15 protein-coding genes are annotated in these 14,626 nt (G+C 69.5%); 8 read left to right on the forward strand and 7 right to left on the reverse strand.

Features of this window, described 5'->3' with window-relative positions; genetic code table 11:
- Positions 1 to 8 precede the first annotated feature (8 nt).
- Positions 9 to 1,502 carry a MinD/ParA family ATP-binding protein gene (locus JOF55_RS12740; RefSeq protein ID WP_310273859.1) on the forward strand — a complete coding sequence of 498 codons (1,494 nt, stop codon included), beginning with the start codon at positions 9 to 11 and terminating at the stop codon, positions 1,500 to 1,502.
- A gap of 30 nt (positions 1,503 to 1,532) precedes the next feature.
- On the opposite strand, the gene JOF55_RS12745 is transcribed toward JOF55_RS12740, so the two are convergent.
- Both JOF55_RS12745 and JOF55_RS12750 read right to left on the reverse strand, forming a co-directional pair.
- On the reverse strand, positions 1,533 to 1,721 hold the full coding sequence (locus JOF55_RS12745) for a hypothetical protein (RefSeq protein ID WP_310273861.1): 189 nt from the start codon (positions 1,719 to 1,721) through the stop codon (positions 1,533 to 1,535).
- A gap of 91 nt (positions 1,722 to 1,812) precedes the next feature.
- Positions 1,813 to 2,037 carry a BldC family transcriptional regulator gene (locus JOF55_RS12750; protein WP_310273863.1) on the reverse strand — a complete coding sequence of 75 codons (225 nt, stop codon included), beginning with the start codon at positions 2,035 to 2,037 and terminating at the stop codon, positions 1,813 to 1,815.
- 216 nt (positions 2,038 to 2,253) lie between these two features.
- Here JOF55_RS12750 and JOF55_RS12755 point away from each other — a divergent pair, with 216 nt between their 5' ends.
- From JOF55_RS12755 to JOF55_RS12765, 3 genes are all read left to right on the forward strand, one after another.
- Positions 2,254 to 2,613, forward strand: a complete 360-nt coding sequence (locus JOF55_RS12755) for a DUF4229 domain-containing protein (protein WP_310273865.1) — start codon at positions 2,254 to 2,256, stop codon at positions 2,611 to 2,613.
- Between the two features lie 98 nt (positions 2,614 to 2,711).
- On the forward strand, positions 2,712 to 3,791 hold the full coding sequence (cds1, locus tag JOF55_RS12760; protein ID WP_374727482.1) for an L-cysteine desulfhydrase Cds1: 1,080 nt from the start codon (positions 2,712 to 2,714) through the stop codon (positions 3,789 to 3,791).
- Positions 3,792 to 3,860: 69 nt separating this feature from the next.
- Positions 3,861 to 4,442 (forward strand): DUF3558 domain-containing protein, encoded by a 582-nt coding sequence (locus tag JOF55_RS12765; RefSeq protein ID WP_310273869.1) that lies wholly within the window; start codon positions 3,861 to 3,863, stop codon positions 4,440 to 4,442.
- 91 nt (positions 4,443 to 4,533) lie between these two features.
- Here the strand turns inward: JOF55_RS12765 and JOF55_RS12770 are convergent, their stop codons facing one another.
- From JOF55_RS12770 to JOF55_RS12780, 3 genes are all read right to left on the reverse strand, one after another.
- Positions 4,534 to 5,406, reverse strand: coding sequence for a 1,4-dihydroxy-2-naphthoate polyprenyltransferase (locus JOF55_RS12770; protein ID WP_310273871.1), 873 nt, complete (start codon positions 5,404 to 5,406; stop codon positions 4,534 to 4,536).
- A 28-nt stretch (positions 5,407 to 5,434) separates the two neighbouring features.
- A complete protein-coding gene (gene menE / locus JOF55_RS12775) occupies positions 5,435 to 6,721 on the reverse strand; it encodes an o-succinylbenzoate--CoA ligase (protein WP_310273873.1) in 1,287 nt (428 codons plus the stop codon).
- Between the two features lie 112 nt (positions 6,722 to 6,833).
- Positions 6,834 to 7,757, reverse strand: coding sequence for a 1,4-dihydroxy-2-naphthoyl-CoA synthase (locus JOF55_RS12780; protein ID WP_310273875.1), 924 nt, complete (start codon positions 7,755 to 7,757; stop codon positions 6,834 to 6,836).
- 214 nt (positions 7,758 to 7,971) lie between these two features.
- Between JOF55_RS12780 and menD the strand changes: the two genes are divergently transcribed.
- Positions 7,972 to 9,672 (forward strand): 2-succinyl-5-enolpyruvyl-6-hydroxy-3-cyclohexene-1-carboxylic-acid synthase, encoded by a 1,701-nt coding sequence (gene menD, locus JOF55_RS12785; protein WP_310273877.1) that lies wholly within the window; start codon positions 7,972 to 7,974, stop codon positions 9,670 to 9,672.
- Between the two features lie 76 nt (positions 9,673 to 9,748).
- Here menD and JOF55_RS12790 read toward each other — a convergent pair whose 3' ends face one another.
- A complete protein-coding gene (locus tag JOF55_RS12790; RefSeq protein ID WP_310273879.1) occupies positions 9,749 to 11,146 on the reverse strand; it encodes an isochorismate synthase in 1,398 nt (465 codons plus the stop codon).
- Between the two features lie 125 nt (positions 11,147 to 11,271).
- On the opposite strand from JOF55_RS12790, the gene JOF55_RS12795 reads away from it, so the two are divergent.
- The 3 genes from JOF55_RS12795 (at position 11,272) to JOF55_RS12805 (ending at position 13,717) form a co-directional block, all read left to right on the forward strand.
- The gene (locus JOF55_RS12795) at positions 11,272 to 11,787 is read left to right on the forward strand and encodes a DUF3592 domain-containing protein (protein ID WP_310273881.1); all 516 of its coding nucleotides are present in this window, start codon (positions 11,272 to 11,274) and stop codon (positions 11,785 to 11,787) included.
- 215 nt (positions 11,788 to 12,002) lie between these two features.
- The gene (gene paaC, locus JOF55_RS12800; RefSeq protein WP_310273883.1) at positions 12,003 to 12,926 is read left to right on the forward strand and encodes a 1,2-phenylacetyl-CoA epoxidase subunit PaaC; all 924 of its coding nucleotides are present in this window, start codon (positions 12,003 to 12,005) and stop codon (positions 12,924 to 12,926) included.
- 101 nt (positions 12,927 to 13,027) lie between these two features.
- A complete protein-coding gene (locus tag JOF55_RS12805) occupies positions 13,028 to 13,717 on the forward strand; it encodes a hypothetical protein (RefSeq protein WP_310273886.1) in 690 nt (229 codons plus the stop codon).
- Here JOF55_RS12805 and JOF55_RS12810 read toward each other — a convergent pair.
- Positions 13,694 to 14,590: an inositol monophosphatase family protein gene (locus JOF55_RS12810; RefSeq protein ID WP_310273888.1), complete on the reverse strand. Its 897-nt coding sequence runs from the start codon at positions 14,588 to 14,590 to the stop codon at positions 13,694 to 13,696. The two genes, JOF55_RS12805 and JOF55_RS12810, sit on opposite strands and share 24 nt — an antisense overlap.
- Positions 14,591 to 14,626 lie beyond the last annotated feature (36 nt).

Consider the following 14,626-nt stretch of genomic DNA (forward strand, 5'->3'; position numbering starts at 1 on the left):
CTCGAACGGTGACCGGACGATACGAGGAACCGGAGACGGTGCGCGATGCGAGACCGGTGTCTCCCGGTGCTGTTCCGGAGCCGGAGGCGAATCCGGCCGAGCCCGGGCAGTGGAACGCGGAGACAGCGGCGCCTGCGGCTTCGTCGGGCCGTGCTCCGTGGCAGGAGGAGGCGCCACCGGACTACGGTGACGGTGGTGATGCGCTCGGCCAGTACGTCGAGCCCGGAACCGATCCGGAGCAGCCGCATCCGGGGACCGGTCCGAATTCCGCACAGTCGTCTGTGGACTCCATGCCCTCCTGTGGACAGCACGTGCCTGCTGCGGAGCCGGGGCCACAGCAGTACACGGCTCCACCGGGGCCCTACTCGGCTCAGGCGGGGCCGCCCCAGCCCGGCATGTACCCGCCGCAAGGCGGGCCGTACATGCCGCAGGCTCAGCCCGGTGCCCAGCCGCCGCAGCCGAATCCGGCCCAACCGCAGCCGAATCCGGCCCAGCAGCAGTACCCGTTTCCCGCGCAGCAGCCACCCGGCGCGATGGGGCCGGGAGAACAGCCGTTCCCGCAACAGGACCTGTCCTCGGCACAGCTGCTCCGGCAGACCAAGCGGCCCCCGCAGTCCGGCTGGCGCCGAGCCCTGTACGTGGCCAGCGGCCGCACCATCAATCTCGGCGAGAGTGCCGCGGATCTGCGCCGCAGGGAATTGATCGGACGCATCAATCAGCCGCTGCACGGCTGCTACCGGATCGCGATGCTGAGCCTCAAGGGCGGTGTCGGCAAGACGACGGCGACGGCGACGCTGGGCTCCACGTTCTCCTCGCTGCGGGGCGATCGGGTGATCGCCGTCGACGCCAATCCCGACCGTGGGACGCTGGGTCAGAAGATCCCGCTGGAAACCACTGCCACCGTGCGGCATCTTCTGCGGGATGCCCAGCGGATCCGCAAGTACAGTGATGTCCGGTCGTACACCTCCCAAGGACCGAGCAGGCTGGAGATCCTCGCGAGTGAGCAGGACCCGGCGACCTCGGAGGCATTCAGCGAGGACGACTACCGACGCACCGTGACGTTGCTGGAGCACTTCTACAACGTGGTGCTCACCGACTGTGGCACCGGGCTGATGCACTCGGCCATGAAGGGCGTGCTGGATGTCGCCGACTCGCTGGTGATCGTGTCGTCGAGTTCCATCGATGGTGCGCGCAGTGCCTCGGCAACGCTGGACTGGCTGGACGCGCACGGGTACGGCGACCTGGTGAGCCGGTCCGTCGCGGTCATCAACTCGGTGCGGCCGGGCTCGGGCAAGGTGGATGTGGACAAGCTGACCGCGCACTTCGGCTCGCGCTGTCGCGCGGTCTCGAGGATTCCGTTCGACTCGCATCTGGACGAGGGGGCCGAGGTGGAGCTGGAGCGGCTGGCGGCACCGACCAGGCTGGCGTTGCTGGAACTCGCCGCGACCGTGGCCGATGACTTCCCGCACGCCCTCGGCAGGCAGCGCACAGCCGGGATGTGAGCGGAGTCATCGGCCCGTGTCGAGCGGGCGTCAACTCTCGTCGTCGCGCTGCTTGCGCTGCTGCTCGCCCAGCCGTCGAAGGAAGTCCGGATCGTCGTCGGGAGCCACCGGTTGCGACCGGCCGTGCCCACCGCCGACGGTGTCGCGGCCGGGACCGAATGCTTGCCACATCAGCACGATGACGGTGATCGCACCGATCGCTGCCAGGACATAGATCATAGCGTGGCCACCTCCTTCTCTTCCGAGACTAGCGAATCCCGAAGAGCGCGGAGGTGGCCAGACGCCCCTGACCGATGCGGACTGCCCCGTGTTACCGGCCGGTCTCCGCGTCGCGAGTCAACTCGTCGAGCAGTGTGCGGACCTCGGACTCCCGGAACCGGCGGTGGCCACCGGGGGTCCGAATGGAACCGATTCGGCCTGCGGTGGCCCATCGGGTCACGGTTTTCGGATCGACCCGGAACAGTGCGGCGACCTCTCCCGGGGTGAGCAACTGTTCCGGGCTGTCGTGACGAGTCTGTTGGGTCGTCGCGGTCACGGATGGCCTCCACGGTGTGTATACGCGGGTATTGACGTCCGCATCCTGGCACTCGATCGCCCGGGTACTCGAACGTTTGGGTGCAGGTAAAGGGAAAGTAAGGGACGAACAGGGCGCTTCGGGCATGCGCTTCCGCCGTGGCGCACCGCCTCGAAAACGGCCGGACCGAACCGGGCGGCCGACTGTCCACGCCTCGCTTGCTCTACCCTGGCTGACGTGCAGGAACAGCAGGAGGCCTCCTCCGAGACCACGGGAACTCACACGGTCGAGCCGGGGCGGAGCCTGGCGTTCGACATCGTGCTCTACAGCGCGGCGCGTTTCGGTATGCTCGCCGCGCTGGCTGCGGTGCTGACGGTGTTCGGTGTTCCGTTGCTGGTTGCGCTGGCGGTATCGGTCGTGGTGGCGATGCCGCTGTCGTTGTTCGTGTTCAAAGGTCTGCGCCGCCGCGTGGATGCCGGAATGGCGCAGCGCGCCGAACGACGGCGGGCGCATCGGGAAGAGCTGCGGGCCCAGTTGCGCGGTGACCGCGGTGACGAAGAGCGTGCCGGAGGTGACTCCGGCGAGGAGGATCGGTGACCGGCCCGTCCGTGACCAACCCGTCCGAAACCAACCCAGCCGGGGTCAACCCAGCCGGGGCCAACCCGTCTTCGACACCCCCATCCGTGGCCGATACCGTGGATCGCTCGTGTGCACGGACGAGATCCTGGATCTGTGACGCGGTCCGCGTGATCGAGGCCGATGCCAATCGCAGTGCCGACACCCACCTGCTGCGCTATCCGTTGCCCCCGGAGTGGGGAATCGATCTGTACCTCAAGGACGAGTCGACACATCCGACCGGGTCCCTCAAGCATCGACTGGCGCGCTCCCTGTTCCTGCACGCGATCTGCAACGGGTGGGTGGTGGAGGACACCCCGGTGATCGAAGCCTCGTCCGGATCGACCGCGGTGTCGGAAGCCTACTTCGCCAAACTGCTGGGATTGCCGTTCATCGCGGTGATGCCGCGATCGACCAGCGAGGAGAAGATCGCACTGATCGAATGGCACGGCGGAACGTGTCATTTCGTCGACGAGCCGAGTGCGATCTACGACGAGTCACGTCGTCTGGCTGCGAGCATGGACGGTCACTTCATGGACCAGTTCACCCATGCCGAGGGAGCCACCGACTGGCGGGGAAACAACAATATAGCGGAATCCATCTTCGAGCAGATGGCGCTGGAGCGGTATCCCGAACCGGCCTGGATCGTGGCGGGGGCCGGTACCGGCGGCACCAGCGCGACGCTCGGTCGCTACATCCGGTACCGCAGGTACGGTACCCGACTGGCGGTGGTGGACCCGCAACATTCGGTGTTTTTCGAGGCGTGGCGCGACGGCGCTCCACATCGGACCAGTGACCGGGGGTCGCTGATCGAGGGAATCGGCAGGCCGCGTGTGGAACCCTCGTTCGTCGGGCAGGCCATCGACCGGATGATCAAGGTCGACGACGCTGCCTCGATCGCCACGATCCGGTCGGCGGAGCAGGTACTCGGACGGCGTGTCGGCGGTTCGACCGGGACGAATCTGTGGGGCGTGTTCGGTCTGGTGGCACAGATGCGGCAGCGGGGTGAGCACGGCAGCATCGTCACATTGCTGTGCGACGGTGGTGAGCGCTACGCGCCCACTTACTACAACGACGAGTGGGTCGCTGCCCAGGGGCTGTGCCTGGAGGAGCCACTGCGGGTCCTGGAGAGGTTCCATCGCACCGGGGAGTGGGCCTGAAGATCGAGCACCTCCCGCACGGCACAAGCGCGCGATGCCACCGAAAACGATCCGACGAAGGGACGGGTGATGGGAAGCCGGACCGCGGGAAGCCGGATTGCGTTTCCGATGGCCGCGCTGATGGGGCTCGGGGTGCTCTCCGGCTGCGCGGGTGGTGCCCCGTCAGCGCCGCCGCCCGATGGTGGTCCTGCGCCGTCGACGACACAGGAGACCGGCCCGGTGCCGCCGTCGATCGCTCGTGACGTGCCTGCCGAGAAGCGGACGCGGCTCGGTGCCCTGTCCTCGGAGCAGTTGTGCGGGCTGGTGACGCCCGAGGTACTGGGTCGGCTGGCTTTTCCGGTGCAGGCCGGTCAACCGCGCGAGGTCGATGCCGATCCGCCGGTGCGGGGCTGCTCGTTCGCCGCCGACAGCGGCGACCGTTCGGTGCTGATCAGCGCCCAGCCGGAGGGATTCGTCGAGGTCGGTGTGGACGAGGTCGACCTGGGCGAGCTGCGTGGGTCGCGGACCCTGCACGGCACCGACTGCACGGTGTTCGCCGGGGTATCCGGGGCGACACTGCAGGTGTCGGTCACCGCTGCCGATGCGGGCAGCGAGCAGTGCGACACCGCGGCGGCCGTCGCGGGCTATGTCGCCGAGGGCCTGGTCCGGTAGGCAACACCGCGGCACGAACGGCCACGCTGCCTGGGGTGGGGTGGGGTTGGCCAATTTCGCGAGAAATTGACCAACCCCACCCGCACTCCTGCTATCCGAGGGCGAAGGCGAGGCCGGTCAGGGTGGCCCAGACGAGCATGGCCAATCCGGTGTCGCGCAGCGCGGGGAGCAACTCGAGCCCGGTGGCGCCCCGTGCCACCGAGCGCAGTGACGCGAGCAGCGGAAGCAGCGCGATGAATCCCAACAGTGCCAGGGAGTTGCGCAGGCCGGTCAGCGTGGTGATGAGGAACGGTGCGAGCACCAGTCCGATGTAGAGGGTCCGGGTGTCGCGGTCGCCGAGCAGGACCGCGAGGGTGCGTTTGCCGGTGACCGCGTCCGTGGGGATGTCGCGCAGATTGTTGGCCACCAGCACCGCACTGGAAAACGTCCCTAGCGCGATCGCGGCACCGATGCCGGATCCGGTGATGGTGTCCGCCTGCACGTAGAGCGTGCCGAGCACCGCCACAGGGCCGAAGAACACGAACACGGCGAGTTCCCCGAAGCCTGCGTATCCGTACGGTCGGCTACCGCCGGTGTAGAACCATGCGCCCGCGATGCACACGGCACCGACGGCGATCAACCACCAGTGTCCACTGAGGAACACCACGCCGAGGCCTGCGAGCGCGGCGAGGCCGAAGCAGGTGAACGCCGCTGCCCGCACGGTGCCCGGCCGCACCAGTTCGGAGCCGACGAGCCGCTGCGGGCCCACCCGGTCGGCATCGGTGCCACGGATGCCGTCGGAGTAGTCGTTGGCGAAGTTGACCCCGGTGATCAGCAGTAGCGCGACCGCGAGCGAAAGCGCGGCGATCGGCAGGTCGAACGCGTCGGTGCCCGCCGCGGCACCGGACCCGGCGAGCACGGGTGCGATGGCATTCGGCCAGGTACGGAGTCGGGCACCTTCGACCCATTGAGCGAGTGTGGCCATATGAGTCATCTTCGCGCATGCCCGGTACTCAGCCGCTCAGCGCCTCCCGGATCGCCTGCCGGTCGGGCTTTCCCGGGCCGCGCAGCGGGAGTCGGGGGAGGACGGCGATGCGTTTGGGTGTGGCGGCCGTGCCCGCGTGCTCGCGCACGGCCGCGCGGAGGTAGTCGACCGGCGGTGGTGCGGACGGATCGGTGGGCACCACGGCGGCGACCACGGCCTGGCCCCACTCGGGATCGTCCACGCCGAGCACGCAGGCTTCCCGGACGGTTGTGTGCTCGCTCAGGACTCGTTCGACCGGCCCGGGTGCGACATTCACGCCCCCCGTCACGATGATGTCGTCGGCACGCCCGAGCACCTCCAGCAGGCCGTCACGCCAACGTCCGAGGTCGCCGGTCCGGAACCACCCGCCGGTGAAGGCCGTGGTGTCCGGCAGGCGCCGGTAGCCGCGAGCCAGCATCGGGCCGGACAGGCTGATCACGCCGGATTCGGAGTCACCGGATTGGGAGTCGCTTGATTCGGAGTCGTCGGAGCGGTCGCCGATGTGTACGGCCGCGCCCTCCAGCGGTGTGCCGTCGTAGACGCAGCCCCCGGCGGTTTCGCTCATCCCGTAGGTGGTGACCACGCGCACGCCCGCGTCGCGGGCACGCCGGAGCAGGGCCGGTGGGGTGGCGGCGCCGCCGAGCAGCACGGCGTCGAACGCGCGCAGTGCCCGCAGGCCCGCGCCTGCGCCGCTGTGGTCGCCGCTGTGGTCGCTGCTGTGGTTGCCGTGGGAGTCGCCGTCGTCGAGCAGCCGGGAGAGCTGTGTCGGCACGAGGGCGGTGTAGCGCGGCCCGTCACCGGCGGGCATCCGCTGGAATGCCTCGGCGAAGATGTCCGGGCGGAAACCCGCCGTGGTGTCGATCGCGGTGGGGGACGTACCCGCCAGCAGGGAGCGGACCAGCACCTGGATGCCCGCGATGTGCTGGGCGGGCATGGCCAGCAGCCAGTGGCCTGCTCCCCGCAGAAAGCGGTGGGTGGCGGTAGCGGAGGCACGCAACGCCGAGATGCTCAGCAGGACGCCCTTGGGGGTGCCCGTGGATCCGGAGGTGGCGATGACCAGCGCGGTCGGGTCCTCCGAATCGTCCTCGCCGGGCCCCAGTGGCTCGTCTGCTCCCAGCGCCTCGGCGATGTGCCTGCCTGCGGTGGGCTCGCTCTCGGGCACCGGCAGCAGGGCCGGGCCGCTGCCGTCGAGTGCGCGGCGCAGCGCGGGCAGGATCTCCGTTGCGCGCGCCCCGGCCGGAACGGGCAGGGGATGGAGTTTCCGGGCGTCGGCCATGGCTTTCATTATCGCGCCCGGAGCCCCGGCACGCCGTTGATGGTGCGCCATCGTGCGGGAGGGCTTGGAGTTTCAAGGAAAACTTCGAGCCCTCCCGGAACCACTCGGGCACTCAGTAGTACCAGGGATAGTCGGACCAGTCCGGTTCGCGGCGTTGCAGGAAGGCGTCGCGGCCTTCCACGGCCTCATCGGTCATGTAGGCCAGCCGGGTCGACTCGCCCGCGAAGAGCTGCTGGCCGACGAGCCCGTCGTCCAGGGCGTTGAAGGCGTACTTGAGCATCCGCTGGGCGGTCGGCGACTTGCCGTTGATCTCGGCCGACCACTGCAGCGCGGTACTCTCCAGGTCCTCGTGCGGCACGACCTCGTTGACCATGCCCATCTCGTGGGCCTGCTCGGCGCCGTAGGGCCGCCCGAGGAAGAAGATCTCGCGGGCGAACTTCTGGCCCACCTGCCTGGCGAGGTAGGCCGAGCCGAACCCGCCGTCGAAGCTGCCCACATCGGCGTCGGTCTGCTTGAACCGCGCGTGCTCGGCACTGGCCAGTGTGAGGTCGCACACCACGTGCAGGCTGTGCCCGCCACCTGCGGCCCAGCCACCCACGACGGCGATGACGACCTTCGGCATGAACCGGATGAGCCGCTGCACCTCCAGGATGTGCAGCCGCCCTGCACGGGCCGCGTCGACCGTCTCGGCGGTCTCGCCCTCGGCGTACCGGTAACCGGAGCGCCCGCGGATGCGCTGGTCGCCGCCAGAGCAGAACGCCCAGCCGCCGTCCTTGGGGGAGGGCCCGTTGCCGGTGAGCAGGACACAACCGACGTCGGAGGTCATGCGGGCGTGATCCAACGCCCGGTACAGCTCGTCGACGGTGTGCGGGCGGAACGCGTTGCGCACCTCGGGTCGGTCGAAGGCGATGCGCACGGTGCCGCCGGCTCGCCCCTCGGCCACGCAGCGGTGGTAGGTGATGTCGGTGAAGTCGAACCCCTCGACCGGGCGCCAGACGGCGGGATCGAAGAGCTCCGAGACAGGTGAGTTCTGCACGCCTGGGAGAATAAGAGGCTCCGGTAGGAGGGCGTTGGCTCAGGGAGCGGTGGCCAGGTGGATGCCTCGTGAGACGGGGGAAGGAGGCGTGGCGCGGAGCCACGTTGACTCCACGGCAACGCCGCGAGGCGCCGCCTGGGCGCCGTGAGCCCGACAGTTCCTGCTGCCGGAGCCTCTGAGCCCGAACCGGACAGTCGATGGGAGGTGCGGTGGAGTGAACCCCTCCACGGCACAGGCCGAGGTGCTTGTCGACGAGCTGGTGCGCAACGGCGTCCACGAGGTGGTGCTCTCACCCGGTTCGCGCAACGCACCGTTGTCGCTCGCGCTGCACCACGCGATGCGGGTGGGACGAGTGCGGCTGCACGTGCGAGTGGACGAGCGCAGTGCCGGGTTCCTGGCTCTGGGTCTGGCGGCGCGCAGCGGAAGGCCGGTCGTGGTGGTGTGCACCTCCGGAACGGCTGCCGCGAACCTGCACCCGGCGGTGAGCGAGGCCTGGCACGCCGGTGTGCCGTTGATCGTGCTGACCGCCGACCGTCCCCCGGACCTGCGGGCGGCGGGCGCGAACCAGACGATCGACCAGCACCATCTCTACGGCACGGCGGTGCGATGGTTCGACGAGTTGGCCGTGGCCGAGCACCGCACCGGCCAGAACGCCTACTGGCGCACCCAGATCTGCCGAGCCCGCCACGCGAGCGGAGCGGGACAGCGGCGACGTGGCCCGGTACAGCTGAACGTGCCGCTGCGGGAACCGCTGGTACCGGACGGTGATTCCGACTGGTGCGAGTCCCTGCAGGGGCGGTCGGACGGCGGGCCGTGGACCCATCTCGGCGCGGCCGAGCAGCCGGGCTCGGCCCTGACCTCGGTGCGTTCCCCGCGCGGTGTGATGCTGCTCGCCGATGATCACGACGACGAGGCGGCCCGGTGGGCGCAGCGACTCGGCTGGCCGGTGCTGGCCGAGACCGGCGGTGTGGGGCTCGGCGGGGCGAACGCCGTGGTAGCCGGGATGTGGTTGCTCGCGCTGCCCGGATTTCTCGACGCCCACCGGCCCGAGCAGGTGGTGTGTGTGGGGCGGCCGACGGTGTTTCGCCAGGTACAGCGGTTGCTCGCCGACCGTGGTGTGGAGGTGCTGCTGGTGCACGGCGACTCCGGCTGGCCCGCCCCGGCACATGAGGTGCGGGAAGTGGCGCAGACCCTGGGCAGTGCCGATGTCGCCGCCGACCCCGAGTGGCTGGCCGCGTGGCAGCGGGCCGACCGTGCAGCCCGCGCCGCCCTGGACGCGGCACTGGAGTCGGAGGACTGGGCGAGTGGTCCGGTGGTGGCCTGCGAGGTGCTCGACGCGCTGCCGCCGGAGGCGCTGTTCGTGTCGGGATCGTCGAACCCGACACGCGATGTCGCGCTGGCCGCGCGGCACCGGCCGGATGTGACGGTGCACCGCAACCGTGGCGCGGCGGGCATCGACGGCACGGTCTCGACCGCCGTGGGAGCAGCCCTCGCCCACGGTGGCCCCACGTATGCGCTGCTGGGTGACCTGACCTTCCTGCACGACAGCAACGGCCTGCTGCTGGGACCCGCCGAGTGGCGACCGGACCTGACGATGGTGGTGTTCAACGACGACGGCGGGGGTATCTTCTCCCTGCTGGAGCAGGGCGGCCCGGAGCATCGGGAGTCCTTCGAGCGTGTTTTCGGCACGCCGCACGGCACCGACCTCGCGGCACTGTGCGCGGCGCACGGGATCGAACATGTGGCCGCACACCGGCACTCGGATCTTGCGGAGGCGTTGCGCTTTCGGCCGGGCCTTCGGGTCGTGGAGGTGCGTTCCGATCGTGCGCGGCTGCGCGGTCTGCACGATCGCCTGCACGCCGCCGTGTCGGCGGCCGTCCTCGGCGCAGTCGGTGGCCCGGAACGCAGTGAGTGAACGAGAGCTTTCGTCCCGTCTCCACGGGTGAAAGTTCCGCTCACCGCATCCGCCGCGCGCCGTGGGGAAGCACGGGCTACCGCACGCCTTCGAGGGCTTCGCGGATGGGCAGGAGTTTCGCCTGGGCTTCGGCGACTTCCTCGTCGGGGTCGGAATCGGCGACGATGCCGCAACCGGCGAACAGGCGGACCGTACTGCCTTCCGACGGGCCGGACTGCGGACCACTCCCCGAGTCACCCGCCGGATTGCCCGGTGGGTCGTCCTGCGGCTGGATCTGCGCGCACCGCAGCGCGATGCCGAACTCCCCGTTGCCGTCCCCGTCGATCCACCCCACCGGACCGGCATAGCGCTCCCGGTTCATGGCTTCGAGTTCGCCGATCAGGCGGACGGCATCGGCAGTGGGGGTACCTCCCACGGCGGCGGTCGGATGCACGGCCGCGACGAGCCGCAGCAACGAAGCGTGCCCATTGCGGGCGTAGTACTCGTTCAGGTGCCCCGAGACGTCGGAGGCCAGATGCACCACATTGCGCAGGTGCAGCACATGTGGCTCCTCGGGCACATTCAGCGTGTCGCAGTACGGGCGCAGGGTCTCGGCCAGCGACTCCACGGCGTAGGCGTGCTCGTCCCGGTTCTTCGGCGAGTCGAGCAGTTCCTTGGCCAGTAGGTCGTCGTCGGCACCGTCGCGTGGCCAGCTCGTGCCCGCGAGCACCCGCGAGCGCACGCGGTCGCCATTGCGCTCCAGCAGTAGCTCCGGAGTGGCCCCGACCAGACCGTCCACCGCGAACGTCCAGCAGTTCGGGTACCGCCTGGAGAGGTTGTGCAGCAGGAATCGTGCGTCGAGCGGCTCCGGGGTGGTGGCCAGCAGGTCATGTGCCAGTACGACCTTGCTGATGCGTTCGGGGCCGCGCATCCGCCGAACCGCTTCGGCCACCACCTCCCGATAGCTCGTGGCCGGAAGCCGGCCGTCGCTGTACCGCACCGGGCCGGGGCGGCGGATCGGTGCGACGGGTTTCGACACCGCATCCCGACCGATGGTGGTGATCCACCGCACTCCGTCGCGCTGCCCGATCACGACTTCCGGGACCACGAGTGCCGACCGACCCGGTCGGTCGTCGAAGGCGAGACTGGCGAAGGCCACCGGGCCCGTTCCCGGTAGCCGGACCTCGTCGTCGACCTCCATCCGCGTGCACAGCCGCTGCCACCAGGCGTCGGCGTCGGCGAAGCGGTCCGGTCCGGCGGTGTCGATGCGTGCGAACTCACCCCAGCCGACGAGCCCGTCACCGTGACTCACCCAACTCAGTGACATGTCCTTGGTCGCCCCGTCGGCACGGGAGCCATCGACAGAGCCGTCGACGGAACCGTCGCGGCTCGGCCTGCTGTCGGGAAGCAGTTCCAGCAGGTCCGGAGCGTGCAGTGGATCGCCGGGTCGGATCTCGCGGGTACGGACGGTCAGAACACGCGGGGTAGTGGCCACCGTTCGAGGGTATGTGGCGGATTCCGTCGCATGAGCGTGCCCATGGCGATTGGGGCGGACAGCACACACGCGGATCGGCGTGCGTCCGGCCACCGGGTCGGCGGAAGCGCCTACAATCGCCGACTGTGGTTAGCGATGCGGTCTCGCGGGAGGCGACCGGCGCGGCAACCGGTGTCAATACGCACAGTAGCGATTCGCTGACCTGGTGGCCTCGGAGCCGGGTGCAACGACTGGCGGCACGGCTGGTGCTCATGCTGGGTGGGCTGTGCACGGCTCTGCTGATGGCGATCCTGCTCGCCTGCTTCATCGACGATCGCATCATCGAGAGCTCGCGCGGTACCGCTGTCGCCGAGGTGCTGGAAACCTCGTGGACGCGCACGGTCGTGCGGTTCGACACCGACGACGGTCGGGTGGTCATCCCGGCGGGTGGCGTTTTCTACCCGAGCGGTCTGCACGAGGGGCAACTCGTGCGGGTCGAGTACAACGAGGAGAATCCCGACCTCGTCCGGGTTGCGGACCGCACCATGACGGTGGCACTGCTGCCGGTGTTCAGTGCTCTGGCGGTCGTGTGGGCCGTGTTGCTGCCGGTGTACTGGTTGCTGCGCCGCGCTGCCTCGAGAGCACTTGGACAGCCCACGTAGGTGGTGGCTCAACCACCGCCTCGGACGGTGCCTTGCTGCGTGTTGCGCCGGAGTGCGGAAATCCGTCGCCGAGGTGAGAGGCAACACCGGGTTTTCCCCGCGGGAAAACGGGGGATGCCGCAGGGGAGCGGTGGAACCGGGGGAGTGGCAGCGGAGCACCGACGCATGTGTTTCCACCGAGCTCTCGGGCGAGACACCGCACAGGTGAGGTTGCCATGAGCTCTTCGAATGCCGACGCCCGTGTCGGCTCGGGTACCGTCCCCACCCGCGAGACGGGAGCGCAGGAGCAGCAGTGGGTTCTGGGGCCCGCACCTCGGGACCCCATGCTGACGGTACCGCGGCACGTTCCCGACGGAGTGTCCGCCGCGGACCTCTCCTGCTACTGCCTGATGCTGGCCGATGACGCACTGATTCTGTCCCAGCGGCTGTCCGAGGGGGCCTATCGGGCTCCGGAACTGGAGGAGGACGTCGCTCTGGCCGGGATCGCGCTCGAGCTGCTCGGGCAGGCCAGGATTCTGCTCGCCCGCGCAGGGGAGCTGGAGGACGACGGCCGGGACGAGGACAGGCTGGCGCACTTCCGGACGGCCGACCAGTTCCGCAACGTGCGACTGGTCGAGGTCGACTGCGGTCCCGGTGCGGGCGGGGACTTCGCCGCCGGAATCGCCCGCCTCATGTTGTGCGCCACGTGGCGGCTGGCGCTGTTCCGGCGGCTTGCCGACACCCGCGATCCCGTACTGTCGGCCCTGGCGTCGAACTCCTCGCACCGATTGAGCAGGCATCGTGACCACGCGGCTCAGTGGGTGATCCGGCTGGGCGATGCCTCTGCGGTGTCCCGGCAACGCATGTCGGCCGGCTTGCACCGGGTGTGGCCGATGGCCGGTGAACTGTTCGCACCACACCCGGTCGAAGTGGGGCTGGCCGAGGTGAACTGCGCGGCTGACCCCTCATCGCTGCGTGAGGAGTCGCTGTCCTACCTCGACCAGGTGCTGTCGGTGGCACGGATGGACATGCCCGATGTGAACGAACTCGACTACGCCTCGCGCCCGACGGGCCGCGACGGTGCGCACACCGAGACACTGCAGTTCCTGCTGGCGGAGATGCAGTACATCGCTCGAGCCGAGACCGCACTCGGATGGTGAGGCGGCGAGGACGGCACGATCACCGGGCACGGTGCGAAGCAGGTGCTCATTGAGTACTTCTGCGCAGGCGCACGGGCCTCCACCTGGTGCATGGTGGTGTGATGCTCGGTTTCTGGGTTCAGGTGGTGCTGGTGGCGCTGGTGGTGGGCGCCCTCGGGGCTGTCGCGGTGTTGGCGTGGTGTGGACGGCGGACCGATCTTCGAGGAACCGAGGAGCACGAGCATGTGCTTGTCCACGGCGAGCGGGTGCGTGGCGGGCAGCCGCTGTCCCGGTCGGGCCGGGACACCCCGAGCCGGGGGCCGGAGCGGGATGTCTGGGCGGTGCCGCTGCATCGCTGTGAGCAGGCCGTGTGCCGCGCAGGCCGTGTCGTGGAGTCGGTTTCCTCCGTGCGGACCCGGCACCGGCTGAGCGGTGTGGTGCACAGGATGGATGCCGAGCTGTCGAACGTGCGGGCGCTGGTGGAGCTGGGGCGCAGCCTGGATGCCGACAGCGCCCGGGCAGTCACCACGGGCACCACCGAGCAGACCGGGCAGACCGGGCAGACCGAGCCGGGGGCCGTGGCAGCACGTGTTCACCGGCAACTCGTGGAGACCGCGGAGCGATTCGGCGCGGTGACCGATGCGGTTCTGGAGCTCGTGCTGGAGTTGGTGACCCACTCCGATCCGTCCGGCCTGGATGAGCAGGTGACGCGGTTGCGTGACGAGTTTCCGCTGCTGCGGCCGATGTCGGTGATACTCGGCCCGAATTCGGGGAATCGGGCCACACCATCACTGCTCGACACGCCCGTGTGAGATCTCCTCCTGACGGGCACGTTGCCACCAGTCGAGGGCGCGCTGCGCGGCCCCGGGCACAGCCACGAGGAGGCCGCCGCGGGGCAGCCTGCTGGGCGCTCCGGTGCTGTCCAGCACGGTCGCTCCGGCTTCGAGCGCCAGTGCCAGGGCACCCGCTACGTCCCATTCCTCGTAGGAGTGCAGCACGGCGGCCATGGCATGCCCGAGCGCAACCTGGGTGATCGCCAGCGCCGGTGAGCCGAGCACACGTACGCTGACGTGGTCGGCGGCGGCGTTGGCGATGAACCGGTCCGTTCCCCGCCACGGTCCGGTTTTGGTGAACTCGGTGCACACGATGCCCGCACGCGCCTCCTTGTCGTCGGTCAGACGCACGGGACTGCCGTTGGCACGCATCCCGCGATCGCGCGCGGCCGCGTAAATCCTGGCGCGGTAGGGATCGGCAACCACTCCCACGACGGGTCCGTGCTCGTCGAGCATCGCCAGGCTGTAGGCACACCACGGCATGCCCGCGACGTAGTTGGCGGTCCCGTCCACGGGGTCGACGGCCCAGCGGAATCGGGTGCCTGCCGAGGGTTGTACGGGCACACCGACCTTGCCCGCGGAATCGAATTCCTCGCCGAAGACCGGTATACCGGGAAACTCGTCGGCCAGGACGCGGCGGGTGTGCCGTTCGAGGGTGCGTCCGGTGTCGGTGACCCAGTCGAAGGGTGACTCGTCGCGATCCGGTGGAGTGATGTCCGACTGCGTCCCTCGGCCCGCTGTCGCGGTGATGACGTCGGCGGCTTCGTTGGCAAGTCGCCCCGCGACCTCGAGTGCGCGGGAGACGAGTCCGAGCTCCACGGCTGGGGCGGGCTGGGAGGGAGAGACCGTCATGCTATCCCAGTGTGACCGAGTCGGGTGTCCGTGACA

The organism is Haloactinomyces albus (assembly GCF_031458135.1).
GTDB classification, from domain to species: domain Bacteria; phylum Actinomycetota; class Actinomycetes; order Mycobacteriales; family Pseudonocardiaceae; genus Haloactinomyces; species Haloactinomyces albus.